The sequence below is a fragment of the Nostoc sp. genome, assembly GCF_036916975.1.
Taxonomy (GTDB): domain Bacteria; phylum Cyanobacteriota; class Cyanobacteriia; order Cyanobacteriales; family Nostocaceae; genus Nostoc.
On the sequence record NZ_JBALFF010000080.1, the window covers coordinates 103,998 to 121,203 of the forward strand.

18 protein-coding genes and 1 pseudogene are annotated in these 17,206 nt (G+C 39.8%); 7 read left to right on the top strand and 12 right to left on the bottom strand.

Annotated elements, in window-relative coordinates; genetic code table 11:
- Window positions 1-16: 16 nt before the first annotated feature.
- Window positions 17-913 carry a DUF4351 domain-containing protein gene (locus V7K73_RS20020; RefSeq protein ID WP_334882345.1) on the top strand — a complete coding sequence of 299 codons (897 nt, stop codon included), beginning with the start codon at window positions 17-19 and terminating at the stop codon, window positions 911-913.
- A gap of 232 nt (window positions 914-1,145) precedes the next feature.
- Here the strand turns inward: V7K73_RS20020 and V7K73_RS20025 are convergent, their stop codons facing one another.
- The 9 genes and pseudogenes from V7K73_RS20025 to V7K73_RS20065 form a co-directional block, all read right to left on the bottom strand.
- The gene (locus V7K73_RS20025; protein WP_334882347.1) at window positions 1,146-1,520 is read right to left on the bottom strand and encodes a DUF1257 domain-containing protein; all 375 of its coding nucleotides are present in this window, start codon (window positions 1,518-1,520) and stop codon (window positions 1,146-1,148) included.
- A gap of 273 nt (window positions 1,521-1,793) precedes the next feature.
- Window positions 1,794-2,822: pseudogene (locus tag V7K73_RS20030) on the bottom strand (AAA family ATPase); the annotation flags it as partial.
- Window positions 2,823-3,098: 276 nt separating this feature from the next.
- Window positions 3,099-3,992 carry an STM4011 family radical SAM protein gene (locus tag V7K73_RS20035; RefSeq protein WP_334882349.1) on the bottom strand — a complete coding sequence of 298 codons (894 nt, stop codon included), beginning with the start codon at window positions 3,990-3,992 and terminating at the stop codon, window positions 3,099-3,101.
- A gap of 48 nt (window positions 3,993-4,040) precedes the next feature.
- Window positions 4,041-4,340, bottom strand: coding sequence for a hypothetical protein (locus V7K73_RS20040; protein ID WP_334882351.1), 300 nt, complete (start codon window positions 4,338-4,340; stop codon window positions 4,041-4,043).
- The gene (locus tag V7K73_RS20045) at window positions 4,324-5,295 is read right to left on the bottom strand and encodes an STM4012 family radical SAM protein (protein ID WP_334882353.1); all 972 of its coding nucleotides are present in this window, start codon (window positions 5,293-5,295) and stop codon (window positions 4,324-4,326) included. Before V7K73_RS20045 ends, V7K73_RS20040 begins: the two co-directional genes overlap by 17 nt.
- A 43-nt stretch (window positions 5,296-5,338) precedes the next feature.
- Window positions 5,339-6,139, bottom strand: a complete 801-nt coding sequence (locus V7K73_RS20050; RefSeq protein WP_334882355.1) for an STM4013/SEN3800 family hydrolase — start codon at window positions 6,137-6,139, stop codon at window positions 5,339-5,341.
- Between the two features lie 238 nt (window positions 6,140-6,377).
- Window positions 6,378-7,535 (bottom strand): STM4014 family protein, encoded by a 1,158-nt coding sequence (locus V7K73_RS20055; RefSeq protein WP_334882357.1) that lies wholly within the window; start codon window positions 7,533-7,535, stop codon window positions 6,378-6,380.
- A complete protein-coding gene (locus V7K73_RS20060; protein WP_334882358.1) occupies window positions 7,535-7,726 on the bottom strand; it encodes a hypothetical protein in 192 nt (63 codons plus the stop codon). The genes V7K73_RS20055 and V7K73_RS20060 overlap by 1 nt, the downstream gene beginning before the upstream one ends.
- A gap of 92 nt (window positions 7,727-7,818) precedes the next feature.
- Window positions 7,819-9,081, bottom strand: a complete 1,263-nt coding sequence (locus tag V7K73_RS20065; RefSeq protein WP_334882359.1) for an STM4015 family protein — start codon at window positions 9,079-9,081, stop codon at window positions 7,819-7,821.
- Between the two features lie 198 nt (window positions 9,082-9,279).
- Here V7K73_RS20065 and V7K73_RS20070 point away from each other — a divergent pair, with 198 nt between their 5' ends.
- From V7K73_RS20070 to V7K73_RS20085, 4 genes are all read left to right on the top strand, one after another.
- Window positions 9,280-9,789 carry a HugZ family pyridoxamine 5'-phosphate oxidase gene (locus V7K73_RS20070; protein ID WP_334882361.1) on the top strand — a complete coding sequence of 170 codons (510 nt, stop codon included), beginning with the start codon at window positions 9,280-9,282 and terminating at the stop codon, window positions 9,787-9,789.
- A 133-nt stretch (window positions 9,790-9,922) separates the two neighbouring features.
- Window positions 9,923-10,828 (top strand): alpha/beta fold hydrolase, encoded by a 906-nt coding sequence (locus V7K73_RS20075; protein WP_334882363.1) that lies wholly within the window; start codon window positions 9,923-9,925, stop codon window positions 10,826-10,828.
- A 469-nt stretch (window positions 10,829-11,297) separates the two neighbouring features.
- On the top strand, window positions 11,298-11,525 hold the full coding sequence (locus V7K73_RS20080) for a hypothetical protein (RefSeq protein ID WP_334882364.1): 228 nt from the start codon (window positions 11,298-11,300) through the stop codon (window positions 11,523-11,525).
- 218 nt (window positions 11,526-11,743) lie between these two features.
- Window positions 11,744-12,139: a hypothetical protein gene (locus V7K73_RS20085; RefSeq protein ID WP_334882366.1), complete on the top strand. Its 396-nt coding sequence runs from the start codon at window positions 11,744-11,746 to the stop codon at window positions 12,137-12,139.
- A gap of 389 nt (window positions 12,140-12,528) precedes the next feature.
- On the opposite strand, the gene V7K73_RS20090 is transcribed toward V7K73_RS20085, so the two are convergent.
- On the bottom strand, window positions 12,529-13,200 hold the full coding sequence (locus V7K73_RS20090) for a LuxR C-terminal-related transcriptional regulator (protein ID WP_334882368.1): 672 nt from the start codon (window positions 13,198-13,200) through the stop codon (window positions 12,529-12,531).
- A gap of 100 nt (window positions 13,201-13,300) precedes the next feature.
- Between V7K73_RS20090 and V7K73_RS20095 the strand changes: the two genes are divergently transcribed.
- Together V7K73_RS20095 and V7K73_RS20100 are read left to right on the top strand one after the other, a co-directional pair.
- Complete coding sequence (locus V7K73_RS20095) at window positions 13,301-13,957, top strand: DUF3386 domain-containing protein (RefSeq protein ID WP_334882370.1); 657 nt, start codon at window positions 13,301-13,303, stop codon at window positions 13,955-13,957.
- Window positions 13,958-14,400: 443 nt separating this feature from the next.
- Window positions 14,401-15,057, top strand: coding sequence for a pentapeptide repeat-containing protein (locus tag V7K73_RS20100; RefSeq protein WP_334882372.1), 657 nt, complete (start codon window positions 14,401-14,403; stop codon window positions 15,055-15,057).
- A 90-nt stretch (window positions 15,058-15,147) separates the two neighbouring features.
- On the opposite strand, the gene V7K73_RS20105 is transcribed toward V7K73_RS20100, so the two are convergent.
- On the bottom strand, window positions 15,148-15,927 hold the full coding sequence (locus V7K73_RS20105; RefSeq protein ID WP_334882374.1) for an ABC transporter permease: 780 nt from the start codon (window positions 15,925-15,927) through the stop codon (window positions 15,148-15,150).
- Between the two features lie 257 nt (window positions 15,928-16,184).
- On the bottom strand, window positions 16,185-17,201 hold the full coding sequence (gene fraD / locus V7K73_RS20110; RefSeq protein WP_334882376.1) for a septal junction protein FraD: 1,017 nt from the start codon (window positions 17,199-17,201) through the stop codon (window positions 16,185-16,187).
- Window positions 17,202-17,206 lie beyond the last annotated feature (5 nt).

Below are 17,206 nucleotides of genomic sequence, written 5' to 3' on the forward strand. Positions count from 1 at the left end.
CTAATATAATAATCAAATGATTGACCATGATCGCCTATTTAAAGAACTTATTTCCAACTTTTTCCCAGAGTTTATCGAGCTATTTTTTCCAGATATAAGCGCTTATTGGGAGAGAGATTCAATAGAGTTTTTGCCACAAGAGATATTTACAGATGTGACTGAGGGAGAACGGAAAATACTCGATATAGTTCTGCAAGTCTCAGTGAGAAACCAAGATACTTTATTTATCATCCACACTGAACATCAATCTTATTCCCAAACTAATTTTAATCAGCGAATGTTTACATATTTCGCTCGACTGCACGAAAAATATGCCCTCCCAGTGTACCCAATAGTCATTTATTCTCATGACTCTCCGCAAACACTAGAACCGAACTCTTATCGCATCGATTTTCAGGGTAAGCGGGTGCTGGAATTTAATTATGAAGTTGTCCAGCTAAATCAATTAAAATGGCAGGATTTCGTAAATCAGAGAAATCCTGTAGCTAGCGCTTTGATGGCGAAAATGCGGATTGATGTTCAAGAACGCCCCACAGTAAAGCTAATGTCGCTACAATTGCTAGCGAATTTGGGACTCAACCCCGCACAAATCCAGTTAATTTCTGGGTTTATTGATACATATCTCGATTTGAATGCTCAAGAAGAAAGAATGTTTCAAGAACAACTTGCTAGTATTGAACCAAAGCAGGAGGAAAGAGTTATGCAAATCGTCACCAGTTGGATGAGACAAGGTATACAGCAAGGCGAATTGAAGATGATTTTACGCCAACTAAAGCGCCGTATAGGTGAAGTGAACCCGCAATTACAAGAACGGATTCAAACCTTGTCAACAGATGAGTTAGAAACCTTGGGAGAGGCTTTACTAGATTTTACAACTGCTGCTGATTTAGAAGCTTGGTTTGAGGGTAGATAGTTAGGGTTTTTCGCTCTTTTCCAGATGAAGGGGTTAAGAGCGATCGCTCAAAATTTATCAAGCCAATAGTAGCGATCGCACACTTAAATAAGCTAGTTTCAAAAGTAAAAGCACGATGTCAAAAAATTACAATCGGCAATGTCAGAAAATGCCAATCAACCAAGAGAATATGATGCAGGTTCAGATCCCCGACTTCTTCAAGAAGTCGGGGATCTTGTTTATCACTATATAATTACACCCAACGCCCTACAACTACTCGCACAGTTCCATCTTCTAACACTTCTTCGTCCTCCACATTAAAGCCTTGTTCTTGTACCGTTGCCATCAAGGTTTTATGAGCATATTTTTGGCTGATGGAGTTAACAAACTGCTGTTGATTAATTTTTGCTCCCCAAAAGTCGGCAACTATTTCGTAATTTTCACCACTGCGGCGAAAACCTAAATCATAACCATTGTTCTGGCGAATTACATACTCGGCTTGAGTCGTATTACCTCGATATCCTCGGACATTCGTGTTGCATTCAACTTGATAGTTTAATTCTTGCAACACTTGATGCAGAATTTCACCGTGTTTGATTTGGACTTTTATAGTTGTGAAATGAGACATAATACCAATTTTGGATTTTAGATTTGGGATTTTGGATTAAAAAACGAGGCATAGTAAACACATATTTTTTCTATTTTAACTAGTTCCGTGGGTTTAAATCCCCCGGTTCTAAAATCGGCAAGTAATGCGATTGGGGTTAAATCCCCCGAAGCAATGCGAGTCGGAAACCGTCCCCACAACAGCACTCTTCATTACAAAACAAAATTGACGAATTACGAATTACGAATTACGAATTATTTAATCGACTTCTAAAGGGCCTATTCCTTGTTCGCTTCAGTATTGTTTTAATTCTTCTACCAACAGCACATCATTGGAGGCGGTTCTTGCACCGGCTTGTGCTGCCCATTGCTTTAATGCTTCAATTTGTTCATGTGCGATCGCAGCTAATGGCACTGTCTGTGCTACAGCCTGTAAAATATCCTCTGTATTAAAGTCTCGGCGCTGTCCCTCCACTCTTGTGGAAAATGCTTGGTGCATAGCATCAACGATTACCTGCTCAATTTCCGCACCACTAAAATTGAGACTTTGTTTGGCTAACAAAGCTAAGTTAAATTCTCGCAGCCGATTCGGGCGTAACCGTTGCAAATGCACTTTAAAAATCTCTTGGCGTTCGGCTTCTGTAGGTAGATTCAAAAAGAAAATTTCATCAAATCTTCCTTTTCGCAATAACTCGGCTGGTAATATTTTGACATTATTTGCCGTGGCAACAATAAACACACTCGCGGTTTTCTCCTGCATCCAGGTAATCAAACTGCCAAACACCCGGCGCGATGTCCCCGAATCTCCATCAATGTTACTGGTAATATTACCAAAGGCTTTGTCAATTTCATCAATCCACAAAACGCACGGTGCCATTGCTTCTGTTAACTGAATCATTTGGCGCACGCGGCTTTCGCTTTCGCCGACAATCCCACCAAATAAACGCCCAGAATCTAATCTTAATAAAGGTAAGCGCCATTCATGGGCAATTGTCTTGGCCGAAAGAGATTTACCTGTTCCCTGAATGCCCACAAGTAACATCCCTTTAGGATTAGGAATACCGTAGCGTCTGGCTTCTTCGGTAAAAGCATCTTGGCGCATTAGTACCCATTGTTTGAGTGTATCTAATCCACCAACTCGTTTGAGTGATTCTTGTGGTGTGAAAAATTCTAAAATTCCAGTTTGTCGGATTGCTTGCTTTTTCTCTTCTAACACGCCGTCAATATCAGACTCATTTACCTGCTGTTTAGCTGCTAAAGCTTTTGCCAATACTCTAGAAATCCGGGTGCGACTTAAACCTTGACAGGCTTTAACTAACTGTTCTCGCTGCTATTAGTTGCATCTGCTTTTGCATGTTGATGAAAATTGCTCATAAATAGACTATTAAAAACTAGTAATAAGTTAGTCGTAATTAATACTATATTTCTTTCGGAAATGTACTAGTAGAAATTCATCAAAAAAATATAAAAATTAAATCTCGCACTGCGTTTCTATCCCGCCTCGGAATGAATTCCGAGTCTCATAGCTGAAGTCCACTCAAGTGGACTGAATAATCAATTTAGTCCACTTGAGTGGACTTCAGCTAAAAGCCAAAGAACTTTAGTTCTGGGCGGGATGTCGGTGAGTGTGACAATTTTCATTAACCCAATTATCAGGAATTCTTTCTAAAATACCAGAACCAAACACCTTATTCATTTCTAAATATTCTAGATGAACGTAACCAATATGACAGTGACAAGTTTGGTTGCTACAAGGTTGTTCAAACAAAGCTGCTTCCCAGTCAGAATCATAAATATTACCAATTGCTGCTTTAATAAAATGACATCGATACATTCTACCGTCACCATCAACAGAAATAACTGATTTTCCAGCCCGACAAGAATGCCCAAAGCTAGGATAATGTTGAGTATTTAAGTGATATAATGGATCAATAGATTGAAAGAATTCTCGATTTTCGGGTGATAAATTAGGAAGTTCAGCCTTGACAGCATTAATCCATAAATAAACGTGGTTTGGTAACTCCTGACGTAAAGCTGCTATTTCCGCTTGAAACTTGGGAAAACCGACAACTCCAACGCTAAATTTGACATTTTTGTTGTCTAGATTGAGGCATTTTTGTAAGAAGCGATCGCGTGACACCCATTCGGAATGAAAAGTTGCCCAAAGCGCCAATTTATCTTTGTTACATTCCTCTACCCAATCTAAATTACAAGATAGATTAGTTTGAATTGCTGCTTTATTAACATTAGGCAATTGCGTTAATTTTATCAATGCTTGCTGATAGTAAGAATGAATTAGAGCTTCTCCCCAAGGGGTAAAAAGAATTGAAAATTGATGTTGGGGATGTTGGGAAATCCAATTGACAAACCGTTCTAAAGATTGCTTATCGATTGCTAATTCTGCGGCTGTTTGTTGACGTTTAGCAAAAGGGCAATATTCACAACCGTAGTTGCAACTGATTAAAGAGCCGCGATAGAGGATGGTGAGGTACATATTATTTGAAAGATGAAAAATACCCGTTTTGAATAATTTAAAAATAAATTATTCGGCTACTGCACAGTAGCGATCGCCTTCATATTCATAAACTCGACTACCTTCTGCAATGACACGAACATCCATTTCCCAAAGCAATTCAAGGATTTCATCAGTTACATAAGTTTCTGATATATTGAGCATATCCAATTGATTGATTACAGATGAATTGAGTAAAATTTCTGCTCCTTCATCGGTTAAATTCCCAAGAGAAATATCTAATACTTTAATTTTTTGCAACACTGGTGCGTTAACTATTTCATGAACTATCTCATTACTATATTCACTATTGCTAGGAACGTGCGCCACAACCTAAACCAATCATACCGTCGGCTTGACAGCAGTAGACGGGAGAGGGGGGGGATGAGGGGGATGAGGGGGAAAGATTGCTAGATTGTCCTTCTTCCAAGCGTCGAAACATCCGCATGGAAACTTGCGTATATCCTTCTGACAATAATAGCGATCGCCCTTGCCGATAACAAGCTAAACGAATATCGTCCCATTCTTGATCTGTGCGTCCCAAACCTGTGAGCGATCGCACGTACAATGGATATAGATAAATTTCTTCTGGTTGAAAACGCAAGGTAGCTTGTATTGATTGCAACCAAGTATTTACTGTTTGTCCGGGTAAACCGTAAATCAAATCAATATTAAGCGTGGGAAATTCCATCTCTTTTATCCTTGTCAGGGTTGCTTCTACCTGGGTGGTAGATTGACGGCGCTGGGTGGCTAAGACTTCCGAATCGATGAAGCTTTGGACACCAATACTAACACGATCGACGGCGTGCGATCGCAACAGCTTTAACTTATCCTCAGTTGCGGTTTCTGGCGAAACTTCCACAGAAATAGGAATTTTTTGTAACTTTGCACCCATCGTATTTTCAGCAATATTGAGAATAGTTTCGAGATGCTGAATCGGTAATTGGGTGGGAGTTCCGCCACCAATAGCGAACCTAGCAAATGACGCATCACCCAACACCGCTTTCATCCGTTGCGCCTGTCGCTGTAACGTGCTGACATATTGACTCATAAAATCTTCATTGTGGCTGACTGTGGTAAACAGGTTGCAGAACCCACAACGCATTTCACAAAACGGTATGTGTATGTAGAGAAATAGCGCTTGTCTATCTTGCTGCGCCCAAAGTTCTGGGAGATACACAGGTGGGGTGAGGGGACGGTAGGCTGTTTTGTGGGGGTAAGAATAGACGTATGCTTGATAAGGAGACTGGGCAATTTTGGATTTGAGATTTTGGATTGTCAGCATAAGATTTAAAAGAATTTAGAACTCTGCGCCTTTGCGTGAGTTTTCATAAAATAAACTCTGCGTAGGGAACAGTCCAAACCACAGGATGGCTAAGTCGATGTCCAGTGTAACCATTTTCACCATAAGTTGTCCCGTGGTCAGAACAGAGAATGCAAAAAGTAGAATGCCTTTGTCGTATAATATTCCAGAGTTTAGCTAATTGGCGATCGACGTATTCCAAAGCTGCGGCGTGAGATTCAATCGTATCGATTTTATCTTCTGCATCAGGAAGATAGAAATAATTTGGTTGATGCAAGGCAGAAATATTTATAAATAAAAATATGCGTTGATTATTTGGCGTTTTTTCTAAAATTTTTCGCACAAGATTTACCTGATTTTCTGTAGATTCGGGGTTAGTAACTCCTAATTCTGGACTCCAATAACTTTCAGCAAACATTGAGGGAATTACATTACCTAAAGGGTTGCGTTTGTTGAAAAAACCAACTCCACCAATGCAAACTGTATGATATCCCTTTGCAGCTAATCCAGTAACAATATTTGAGCTATCTAACACACAAGTGTTATCAGTTGTAGTGGTACTTCCTTCAAATCCCAAAGCAAAAAGACGGGGGTGAATTCCAGGCGTTACAGGTGTGGGTAAAAACCCTGCAAAAAATGCATGATGAGAAGCATAAGTAAAATTTCCGGGTGAATGTCGTTCTTCCCAGCCTGTTTTAGGGAGTACTTTTGCTAAGTTTGGAGTGCGTTTTTCTGCAAGTAGGTTTTTAGCTATGTCGTAACGTAATGTGTCTACAGTTATAAATAAGATATCGTGGGTTCCGACTATTTGATTTATATTGAACATGGGGAGTAAAAATAATAAATTTTAGCGATCGCCTACATATTTTTAGGTTTATACCAATTCACGAGAATCCTGATACATATTTTCGTAGGGGCATGGCATTGCCATGCCCGTACCAGCGTATTTGTATCATTATTAAAGTCAAATGGTATCACGCAGAGGCGCATAGAGTAACGAGTATTTGATTCATGCAACAAGTCTATTGATAAAAATTTCTCTGTGTTCTCTGTGTCTCTGTGGTTCATTCCAAAACTGCCTTAACTTCACTCGTGTAAGTATCCATCCCATCCCATAAAATACCCGGTAATAAATCACCAAAAGCATTAATTTCTAAAATCGCATGAGTTTTCCAATCGGGTAAAATTAGTAAATCAACTCCACAATATAAACTATTAGGAAATAACGCTGCTGCTTGTTCACAAGTTCGCTTCATGATCTCCCAATTTTCTACACCAACTTTTGCTAAAAATTCCTCAGCATTTCCCCGTTCATTCCCCAAATGTAAATTTGTCATCGGACTTTTACCAAGGCGAACAACGATATGCTGTGCTTCGCCATTAATAACCACCACACGCACATCAAAACCGCATTCTTGCAAATGTGCTTTAGGTAGCCATTCTTCAACTTGTACGCCTTCTGCTGTCAAGATTTTGATGATATCGGCGATTTCTTCATGATGAGTATAGTGCCTAATTTTCCGGGAGTTGTAAAGCAGAGTTTGCCCATTTTGTCGCACTCGTTCGACGGTGGTAATGGCTGATTCAAAACGCGAATTTGCGCGGTAAGCAACAACTCCAGAAGCGGCGGAACCGTGGGAAAGTTTGACGAATACTCGTTCTATTCCCTGCATTTGCATTTGTTCGCGTAAATGTTCGTAGTTGTGGATTTTTCCTAATGAACGGGGAACGGGGATATTATGACGGCTGAATCTTTCGTGACAAGCTGGTTTGTCAAACATCACTGCGATATCTTGGGGATGGTTCATGAAGTACCCCACCCCCAACCCCTCCCCGCAAGCGAGGAGGGGAGAAAGTAATGTTTCCCATTTTTGTAATAGATACCGCCAGCCTAAATACCACTGTCGTGGATAGAGGATGAGTCCTTTGTCAAATTCTAATTTTGTCGCGGCTTCTGCACTGATATGTTGATGATTGGAAGTAGAAAAAATCTCCTTACTCCCTTCTGCAATGATGGCTTTATCAACATCAAAGTTTTTTTCTGGAGAGTCAAAGCGGATAATAGTATTGGGTGTATTGAATTGTTCGAGAGTTTGTTTTTCTGCTATTAAGTCGGCGTAATCTACTACGGTGGCTGGTGGTAAGTTGAAATGGGCGATCGCTTGTTGGAGGAAACCGACACGGCGGTTTTCGGGGTTGGCGATGAGGATGAAATTAAGCATTATCTAATATATTCTTTATTCGTGGAGGGCAGAATAGCGATCGCTACCGCAAATATGACTTCATCATCTTCGCTATTTAAACGATTTTTAACTCCTTCAAGTCCTCCTAAAACTACACCGTAGTTTGGATTTTGCTGTTCTCCACCAAGTACTGCGTCAAATTCTCCGGGTTGATTAGAATTATTATTCATAGTTAAAATTGAACTAATTAAGAGAAAGTTTTTTAACCCGCACAGGCGGGTTTTGTCTGTGTAGCCGCGACAGTCGCCCAGTACTGTAAATTTCACTCAGAAACAGAACAATAGCGACTATGAATATAGCTATCGTCATCTTGTTCTTTCTGATTATTTGCCAAAACACGCACATCCAACTCAGAGAATTTTTCAATCATTTCCTGAGATAAAAAGCTTTCTGAAATATTGAGAATATCAAGATTATTTATCGCCGAACAATTCAGCAATTCTTCTGCACCAGCATCACTCAGCGTTCCCATTGAAAGGTCAAGTACGCAGATATAATCAATAACTGGAGAACCTACAATAACGCTGACTATTTCATCGGTAAATTGGCTATTGCGTAATCCTAAATAATTTAAGTTGGGAAAATTTTCTTCAAACAGAATTTGATTTAAATCTTCAACCCAACAGTTTCCACCGTAATTTTCACTACCAAACCATAATTCTAAATGTTCCAATTCTGGCAGATTCATTTGACAAATTTGGATAACAGTATCTCGACTTAAGCCCCCAGTTTCAACAATCAATCCTTTGAGGTGATTGTGTCGTATCGGCGGACTAAATTGTAAACCATCCCCTCCACGAACTTGCAAAATTTCCAGTTTAGGATAAGCTTGTAAAATTGGACTAATATCACTTTGTTGAATCCAAGATATTTCGGAATCATCAGAAGTAATATCACCGATCAAAACAGCTTTGAGATTAGTTAAATGTTGTTTAGCATCAACTAAAGCTTGGACAATACTACTTGAATCTGTTTGGCTTCCTTCGCTCCACAAACCAAACACTAAAGCTTCTAATTTATCGGCGTTGGGTTCTTGCAGAAATCTACTAAGTTTACTGGGTAAATTATCATAACTATCATCCTCAAACCTGAGAGCATAAGCATTGTTAACAGGTTCAACAATACCTATATTTGCATCGAATTCTACAACTTGCCGATTAGCAAATTGAGTAACATGATAACCTTGATAACCTTGATATTCGTTAAATCTCTCTTCCAAGTACCAAGGTTTATATGCTTGCAAGGCTTGTTTAACTTGCGGTTCTGCTTTTTGCTTCAATAGCCGATAAGCAAAACGCTGCACCAATCTCGATTTATCTTGCAATCCTTGAATTAATACATTCAACCCTGCATCGCCATATTTCAAGGCTTCGCTAAGTGCAGCAAGCCGCACTTGAGTCACAGGATTTGATAAACAACGTTTAACTCCCTCAATTCCTCCTAAAACTACTCCATCCACAGGAGGCGGAGATTGTCCTCCCAACACTGCATCATAATCTCTGGGTTGATTTTGGTTGTCTGTCATGGTGCTTTACCTTATGATTCTTTATTAGAATTCCCAAAAAAAATGCGGAATACGCATACTACCGCAAGGCGGAAGTCAAAAGTCACGCATAATTGTATTCCAAGCTTTTGCGCCCATGCGACACCAAACAGACCGTCGTAGACATCGCTCAATCACGTTACAATAATTAATTGTTACTCATTAAACGGCAATTTACTTATGAGTCAACTTGAAAACATTCAAGCTGAGTACGAAAAGTTTCCAGAAGAAGTTGAGAGTGTAATCATTAGCACCGTGAACGCCCAAGCAATACCCAATGCTAGTTATGCTCCCTTTGTAATAGATGATTCCAAAAACATCTATATTTACGTCAGTGGTCTTTCAACTCATACCAAAAATCTCTATGCCAATCCTCAGATTAGTGTCTTATTTATCGAGGATGAAGCTAAGAGTAATCTAATTTTTGCCCGTCGTCGTTTGAGTTTTGATTGTACAGCAAATTTGATAGAGCGTGAAACTGACAAGTGGAATCAAATTGTTGAGCAATTTCAAGGGCGGTTTGGTGAAATTATCGAGGTTCTGCGCGGCTTGTCTGACTTTCGGATTTTCCAGCTAACTCCGAGTGAAGGGCGTTTTGTAGTTGGTTTTGGGGCAGCTTATCATATTAGTGGCGATAACCTCAATCAACTTGTTCAAATTACAGGAGATAGTAATCAAAAGCAAGGATGAATTGGATGCGAATTAAATATGAAATAGCTTAGAAGACAAAAATACTTACTCTGATATTTCTCAGTAAGCTTGACTTTATACCTCGTAATTTTGCCTTCGGGTAAAGTGCTATTAAACTATACTTTTTAATTTTATGCTTCAGTTTCAACCTCCTGGCTTTGGACATAAACTTATCCATACATCCTTGGGGGCAATGGTTTATTATACCCAAACGAATGCACCTTGGGCGTTCGCTGATACTGAAGATTTACCTCCACTACTGTTTCTGCATAACTTTGGTGGTGGGGCATCTGCGTATGAATGGTCTAAAGTTTACCCGGCTTTTGCCTCTAATTACCACATTTTAGCTCCCGATCTAATCGGCTGGGGAGAATCGGCTCATCCAGTCCGGGATTATAAAATTAGGGATTATCTCAGCACGATCGCAGAGTTTATCATTGAAACTTGTCGTCAACCTGTGACGGTGGTAGCCTCGTCTCTAACAGCCGCTTTTGCTATCCGTCTAGCTATTGTTCAACCCAATTTATTCAAAGCACTGTTTTTGGTGTCCCCCTCTGGATTTGATGATTTTGGACAGGGGGCTGGACGCAGACTTCCGCTTTCGGTAATCAATGCGCCTCTGTTCGACAATTTTATTTATATGCTTGGTGCTGAAAATGAAATTGCAGTCCGAAATTTTTTACAAAGTTTTCTATTTGCCAAGTCACAACGAGTATCTCAAGAAATGGTGGAGGCTTATTTAACTTCTGCACAACAGCCTAATGCCAAGTTTGCCGCTTTGTCATTTTTGCGCGGCGATCTTTACTTTGATTTGAGTTTATATATTAAACAACTGACAATTCCCACCGTCATTTTTTGGGGAGAAAAGGCACAATTTACCAGCGTCAAATTAGGACGACGATTAGCAAATTTAAATCCAAGTGCAATTCGAGATTTCTATGCGATCGCAGATGCAGGAGTATTACCTCATTTGGAAATACCAGAAGTTGTCATTGGTTTATTGCAAAAGTATCTTGGGGAGTTGGGAGTTAGGAGTTAGGAGTTAGGAGTTAGGAGTTAGGAGTTTGGAGTTTGGAGGTTGGAGTTTGGAGGTTGGAGTTTGGAGTTTGGAGTTTGGAGTTAGGAGTTAGGAGTTAGGAGTTTGGAGTTTGGAAATCTCAATTGTCCAATTTTTAGATGAAGGAATTGCTGGTTTTTAGAGAGCATCCCGTCAGGTGCAAAAACCTTGATAGCCCTCATCCCCTAACCCCGAATCCCATATTTGGGATTCGGGGAACTAGAATTATGTCTCCCCTCTCCCATATTATGGGAGAGGGGCTGGGGGGTGAGGGAAAAGATTTAAGCCAAAATTGGGATGCTCCCGGTTTTTATCCAGAAATAGCTATTACAAATAACATTAATCAACTAAAAATTGGATGTTTTTTAAACATGAATTTCCATCAAATCTGATAATTCAAATAGGATTGCTATAGCGGTTAGGAGTTTATGTGAGGTACATCCGTAGGGGCATGGCACTGCCATGCCCTTACAACTGGCGATATAATGTTGTACCGCATCTGAATGGGAACTGCTATATATTATCTGGCGATCGCTCATACGGAACTGCGATCGCCTCTCTATTAAATCAATGGACAGTCAACAGTCTCACTTCGTTATTGGTTGGTTGCAAAATCGTGGGACTTAAACAAAAATTAAGCCCAAATAAAGCCCAAACTGGCTTTGTAAGCAGCAAATAGTCCCGGTTCAGGGTCAACCAATCAAAAAGTACTTTGCGATTGCTTTGCTTGAGAGGGTTCCACTCGCAATGAAAAATTAGTATCTAATAAATCACCTCTTCCCAAAGAAAGATTTAAAATTTTTTTCTTGTTTATAACTAAAATATGCCTTTTGCTAGAAGGATAATTATATTTTTGTAGTTAATCTCTATTTGTAGTCAAAAAATAAGCTAATTGGCATGATAAATTTGATTTCTAGGACGATTGGTAACATCAGTTCCCTACTTAAAGGACTTCAGGTAAAATCTTTTTTGGCTGTTGTCGTAGTTGGTTTCCTAGTGCTGACGACGAATATTGCTTCTGGGCAGAATGATCAAGGCTTAAAAGAAAGAGTCCGCGAACAGATAGAGCAAAATGATGCCCAAAGACCGAAAACAATAGGGCAGTGGTTTAAGGATGCTCGTGAAACGGAAGATTCTCCTGGTGAAAGACTTCAGAAGATTGGGCAACAGTCGGGAGAAGCCCTTAAAGAGTTTGGGTCTGGATACGTAAAGGGCGCTCAAGAAACCGCTAGTGATGTAGGGAACAGTGCGGCAGAGGCAGCCAAAGATGTCTCAAACAAAGTTGGACGCTAAATGCGTTACGAGATTCTATTGGCAGCAAGTACTAAGTAAGTGGGTCAAATTAAATATAAAACCTTACCCTGCCTCCAGCTTCCCTCTCCGATACTTTGGAGAGGGATTGAGGGTGAGGTTTATTATATGTTTAATTACCTCTACCTACTTAATAACTTTTCGCCAATATGGTGTATGATAACCGATTTCAAATAGTTGGGTAACGCGCTTACCCTTGCTGATGATAGATTGTAGTCTTTCTCAGTTTCATAAAATATAGTCCTTTAGTAGGGGCGCACAGCTAGCTGTGCGCCCCTACTGCAAAATTCAGATTAATACAAGATAAGAAATAACCTTAATCACACATTCTAAAAATTTCTGCTCGTGTGAGTTAACGAAATTAGGTCTTTTTATGAAACTTGTATATCTTGTAGCTTTGCTACCATTTCTGCACGCGCCGAAACCTTCAACTTACGAAACATCCTCTTCAAAGCTTGTTTGACGGAATTTTGTGTAATCCAAAGTTTTTCCCCAATTTCCGCGTTCGTTAACCCCTGCGCCACTAAGTCGGCAATTTCTAACTCACGCGCTGTTAGAGGATTTACTAAAAGAGAATGGGATATTTTTGGTTTTGTTCGTAGAGTTGCCATTTTTGCTGATAAATGAATGCATAAGGCACTCAAATCAGCTAAATCGTTGCCATTAAAAGCAGGATTTCCCTTGTCACGAGCCAAGTTAACTGTTCCTACAAGACGACCATTGCAAACAATTGGCCCAGTCATTACGTGTTCGTGATCGGAACGCGAGCAAAAATGCTTCCAGTCTTTTGGTGATAATAATAACTGTTCATGGGCGGGAGCGTGACGCTCAACCACATAGCGCCCGACTGGATTGCTTTCTAAGCATACTGCTGGAATAGCCTGAACATCGATTTGGGCCGTTGGTTGCTCATCTAAGAAATAAATGCCCCAATTTTGGACGCTAAAATGCTCACCAATTTTATCCGTGAGAGCTAGCCTTAATTCTTGCTCATTTTGGACATTGGCGATCGCATCAAATACGGCGTGAAGAGAATTAACCATAAGTGTACCCAGTTGGGGACTATCCAAGCCTCAACAATTACTTCTATGCTAATACCAAGGAAACTAAAACGCTAATTACAGTAGCGACTAGGAGAAGCACATGACAGTTACACAACTCTCTGCTCAGGAACTTTTCCGGGCTGCTTATGAAAACCGCTACACTTGGGACAAAAATTTCCCTGGTTATACCGCAAATATTACCTTTAAGCATGATGATAAAGTGTTTACAGGCAAAGTTATCATCAATGCTAATCTCAAAGCGGAAGTTTTGGATGTAGATGACGAGTCCGCCAAGCAAGCAATTCATGGTCAAGCCTGGGAAATAGCAATTCACCGCATCCGCCGCAGCTTTGAAGACACCCACAGCGCCAATACGTTTAGCTATGGTAAAACTGACGAAACTGGTGCGCTTGAGCTTTTAATGGGTGGTAAGGCTGAGGGCGACAAATATAAAGTCCGCAATAATGAAGTATGCCATGTTCACCGTTTAATCCACGGTACTTACGTGACAATTGACACTTTCAGCAGTCACGACACCGGGGAAGGCTACCTATCCCACAGCTATGATTCTGTGTACCATGACCCCAAGACTGGGGAACAAAAGGGCGGTAGAAGCGAATTTATCGATGAGTATGAAAAAGTTGGTGACTATTTCATTCTAAATCGTCGGGAGATTCGCACCGAGACAGCAGGACAAGTTTCTATTCAAGAATTTATCTTCTCTGATATTAAATTGTTGGAACCTGTTGCTGCTTAAGTTGTATTTTGTAATCTAATTAGCGATCGCTCTTTATTTTAAAGGAGCGATCGCTTTTTTTTGACATTTAAACCTCACCCCTAACCCCTCTCCAAAGCATCGGAGAGGGGACATTTTTATTTTTTAACCTTAACCGAGCAGTATTGGAGGGGAGTGTGTCTTCAAATACGGGGTAAGGTTATGACTGTGTTGCACCATTCAGGAGAATTGCTATATTCTCACCGAGCTAGTTAATTCTACTTGACTTATCAATGTTCCCTGACTTATGTCAGCATTTTTTGTTTTAAAAACCACTCAAAAAGCGCATTTTCAAGCTCCTAGCGATTTTTCGGAAATTTATTTTTGATTATTTACTCAGATGATCTCCATTTGCGGTGTACTCTCAATATACGGTAACTCTCACACTCGACCTTTGAGATAAATTACACCCAGAGGTGAATACCATGAAAAATTATGCTGCTCAACAGGAATTCATATTAAGTCAAATCACAAATAAATATTTTCAGCGCCGAGATTTCAGTGGATGTGACTTGCATGGAATCGACTTAAAAGGAATTGATTTAAGTGGTGTTAACTTCATAGGAGCAGATTTGCGTGATGCAGATTTGTCTGGCTGTATTCTCACTCGTGCTAATTTAAGTGGCGCAAATCTGATGCGAGCTAACCTACGTGAAGCTAATTTATATGAAGCATCTTTGTGCGAAGCTAATTTGATTAATGCTGATTTAACACGAGCAAATTTGTGCGGAACTTTCTTATGGCGGGCAAAATTCACAGGTAGTAATCTTTGGGGTGCTTCTTTATGTGATGTGGATTTGAGAGAAGCAGACTTAAGTGAAGCCAAATTAATTGAAGCATCATTGATTGAAGCTAATTTAGTGAGAGCAAATCTCACAGGAGCAAAGCTATGTGGAGCCAAATTACTAGAAGCTGATTTAACTGAGGCTAACTTAACTGGTGCAGACCTGACATGGGCAAATTTAACCAAGGCAAACTTGAATAAGGCAAACCTTTGGGAGGCAAATCTGATTTATGCCAAGCTTCGAGATACTATCATGCCTGATGGTACAATTGAGCAACCTCAGATAGTTATTTATTAGTCATTTGTCATTTGTCATTGGTCATTTGTCATTTGTCATTTGTCAGGAGAGAAGAAATTTCTGTTTGCTGCAATGGCTAATTGCCAATGACTAAAACTCACGTTGTGAGAAGATAAAAATAGCGATCGCTAACAACATGGCACTATAAAGTAAGCCATAACCAGCATTTGTAATCAGTGCAGTTGTGTCAGGTAGTGCTTGCATACCATAAACGGCATCGTTTTTTAAATTTAATCGAGATAAATCTGGCAAGATGAGAAACAAACCTTGAGTTAGACGTTCCATACCAGGGTTGTGGCTCAGACGACCAAGTTGTACTAAATCTTGAGTAATATTTCCGATTAAATATACCGCAAAGGTTAAAACAGTCGCCAGTAAAGAAGCAGTGAAAACACCGAAGGTAATAGCCACAGCCGTAATTAATGACAACTGCAAAAATAAGAAAATTGCAGCAATTAAAATGCTCGTCGTTGGATGAGGAATGTTACCAAATTGCAGAAATATTAGATAAATTGCTGTCATTGTGGCGACAAGCACAGCGAGTACTGCGGATAAACCCAAGTATTTGCCGACGATAATTTCGCTACGGCTGACAGGTTTAGCAATTAACACCAAAATAGTGCGTTTTTCAATTTCTTTATTAACCAGTCCCGTACCAATAAATATCGTCACAATTAAGCCGATGGCATTCATCGCCGCCATCCCAAAGTCTAAAAAGATTTTGTCTTGAGTCGTTGCTGCAAATTCAGGAAGGACGCGGAAAGCAATAGCGAGGATCAGCGCATAAAAACCAATAATAAATAGGATGCGATCGCGTACCACTTCCTGAAACACATTCTTTGCCAATACAAAAATTCTGTTAATAGTCATTTTTTTTGGAGTTGGGAATCGGGAATCGGGAAGAGGAGGTAAGTAAGTAGGGAAGATAAAGCCAAACTATGTAACGAAAAGTAAAATCTCTGTATTTGGCTCGTAGTTGCGCTTTAGCGCTAAAGCGCAACTACGAGCCAGTAATGATTATTTGCGCCCATTTACTTAGGAGGTAGGAGGTAGGAGGTAAGAGTTCTAAAATGTTTGAATGCGTGAATTTTGAATTGATTTCTCCCTCATCTCCCCACTCCCTACCTTCACTGTTGCACAGGTGGTGATCCACCAAAAAGTTTACTACCGGGATCGCATTCAATTTCTGCAACTGTAACTTTATTGTCTGAATTGCTAGTTGCAGCAACTGGTTCAATGCGGCAAGATTTTTTCAAGTAATAGCCCCGTGGGTTAGAACTCGGACCCATCCAAATACTTAATAAATCTAATATATATCCAGACTTAGCATTAGTTACGCGCGGTTCAACACGCCATAGTTCCTTTTCTTCATATTGACCCAGGTTCTTTTGAATTACTCCCCTAGCCAGAGTTACTACCCGAGGTTCGACATCCTTTTTCGGTATCAGCCATTTCTCCACTTCCGACCAAGGTCTTTTAGCTATTTCTTCTATTACTATTGGTTGAAGTTTCTCTAGAATTATAGCGCCGTTTCGTGGGACTTTTAGGCGTTTTTCTGTACTTACAAGAACGGTACTAGTTCTAAAAGTATCTGCCTGCAAACTCGGATATTCTTGAAACCAATTATTCATTACAAAATGAAACTGAATCCAGCAACTTAGCAGCATACTACTAGCAACTAAAATTATGATTCTTTGGCGGTCTTCTGGTTTCGGAATTCGAGCTTTTGCTTCGGTATCATTACCTTCAATAAATTCTGGTATTGCCGTAATTAGTGCTGAAATTGTCGGCCAAAAAACAATTGTTCTTGGTGTAATTACATCTTGTTGATTTCCAAATGCAAAAACACTCACTAAGAATCCAGTGATCACTGCCCCGACTGGCATAAAAGTACCAGGAACTCTCAAAGGATCTTCAGTTGTATACCAAGCTGTACCAGTAATTAAAAATAACCAACCGAAAAAGGCAATTATATCTTTGATATAACCTATCGCAAAATATGAAACAAACCAAGAAAAAACACTCAAATAAATAAATGTTTGCCATGAATAAGCTTTAGGTGGAACTAATATTTTTCTAATTCCTGCATAAAGCCCTTCAGTAAATTTAAAAAGCCCAAATACATCTTTAAATAGCGTATTCATATTAT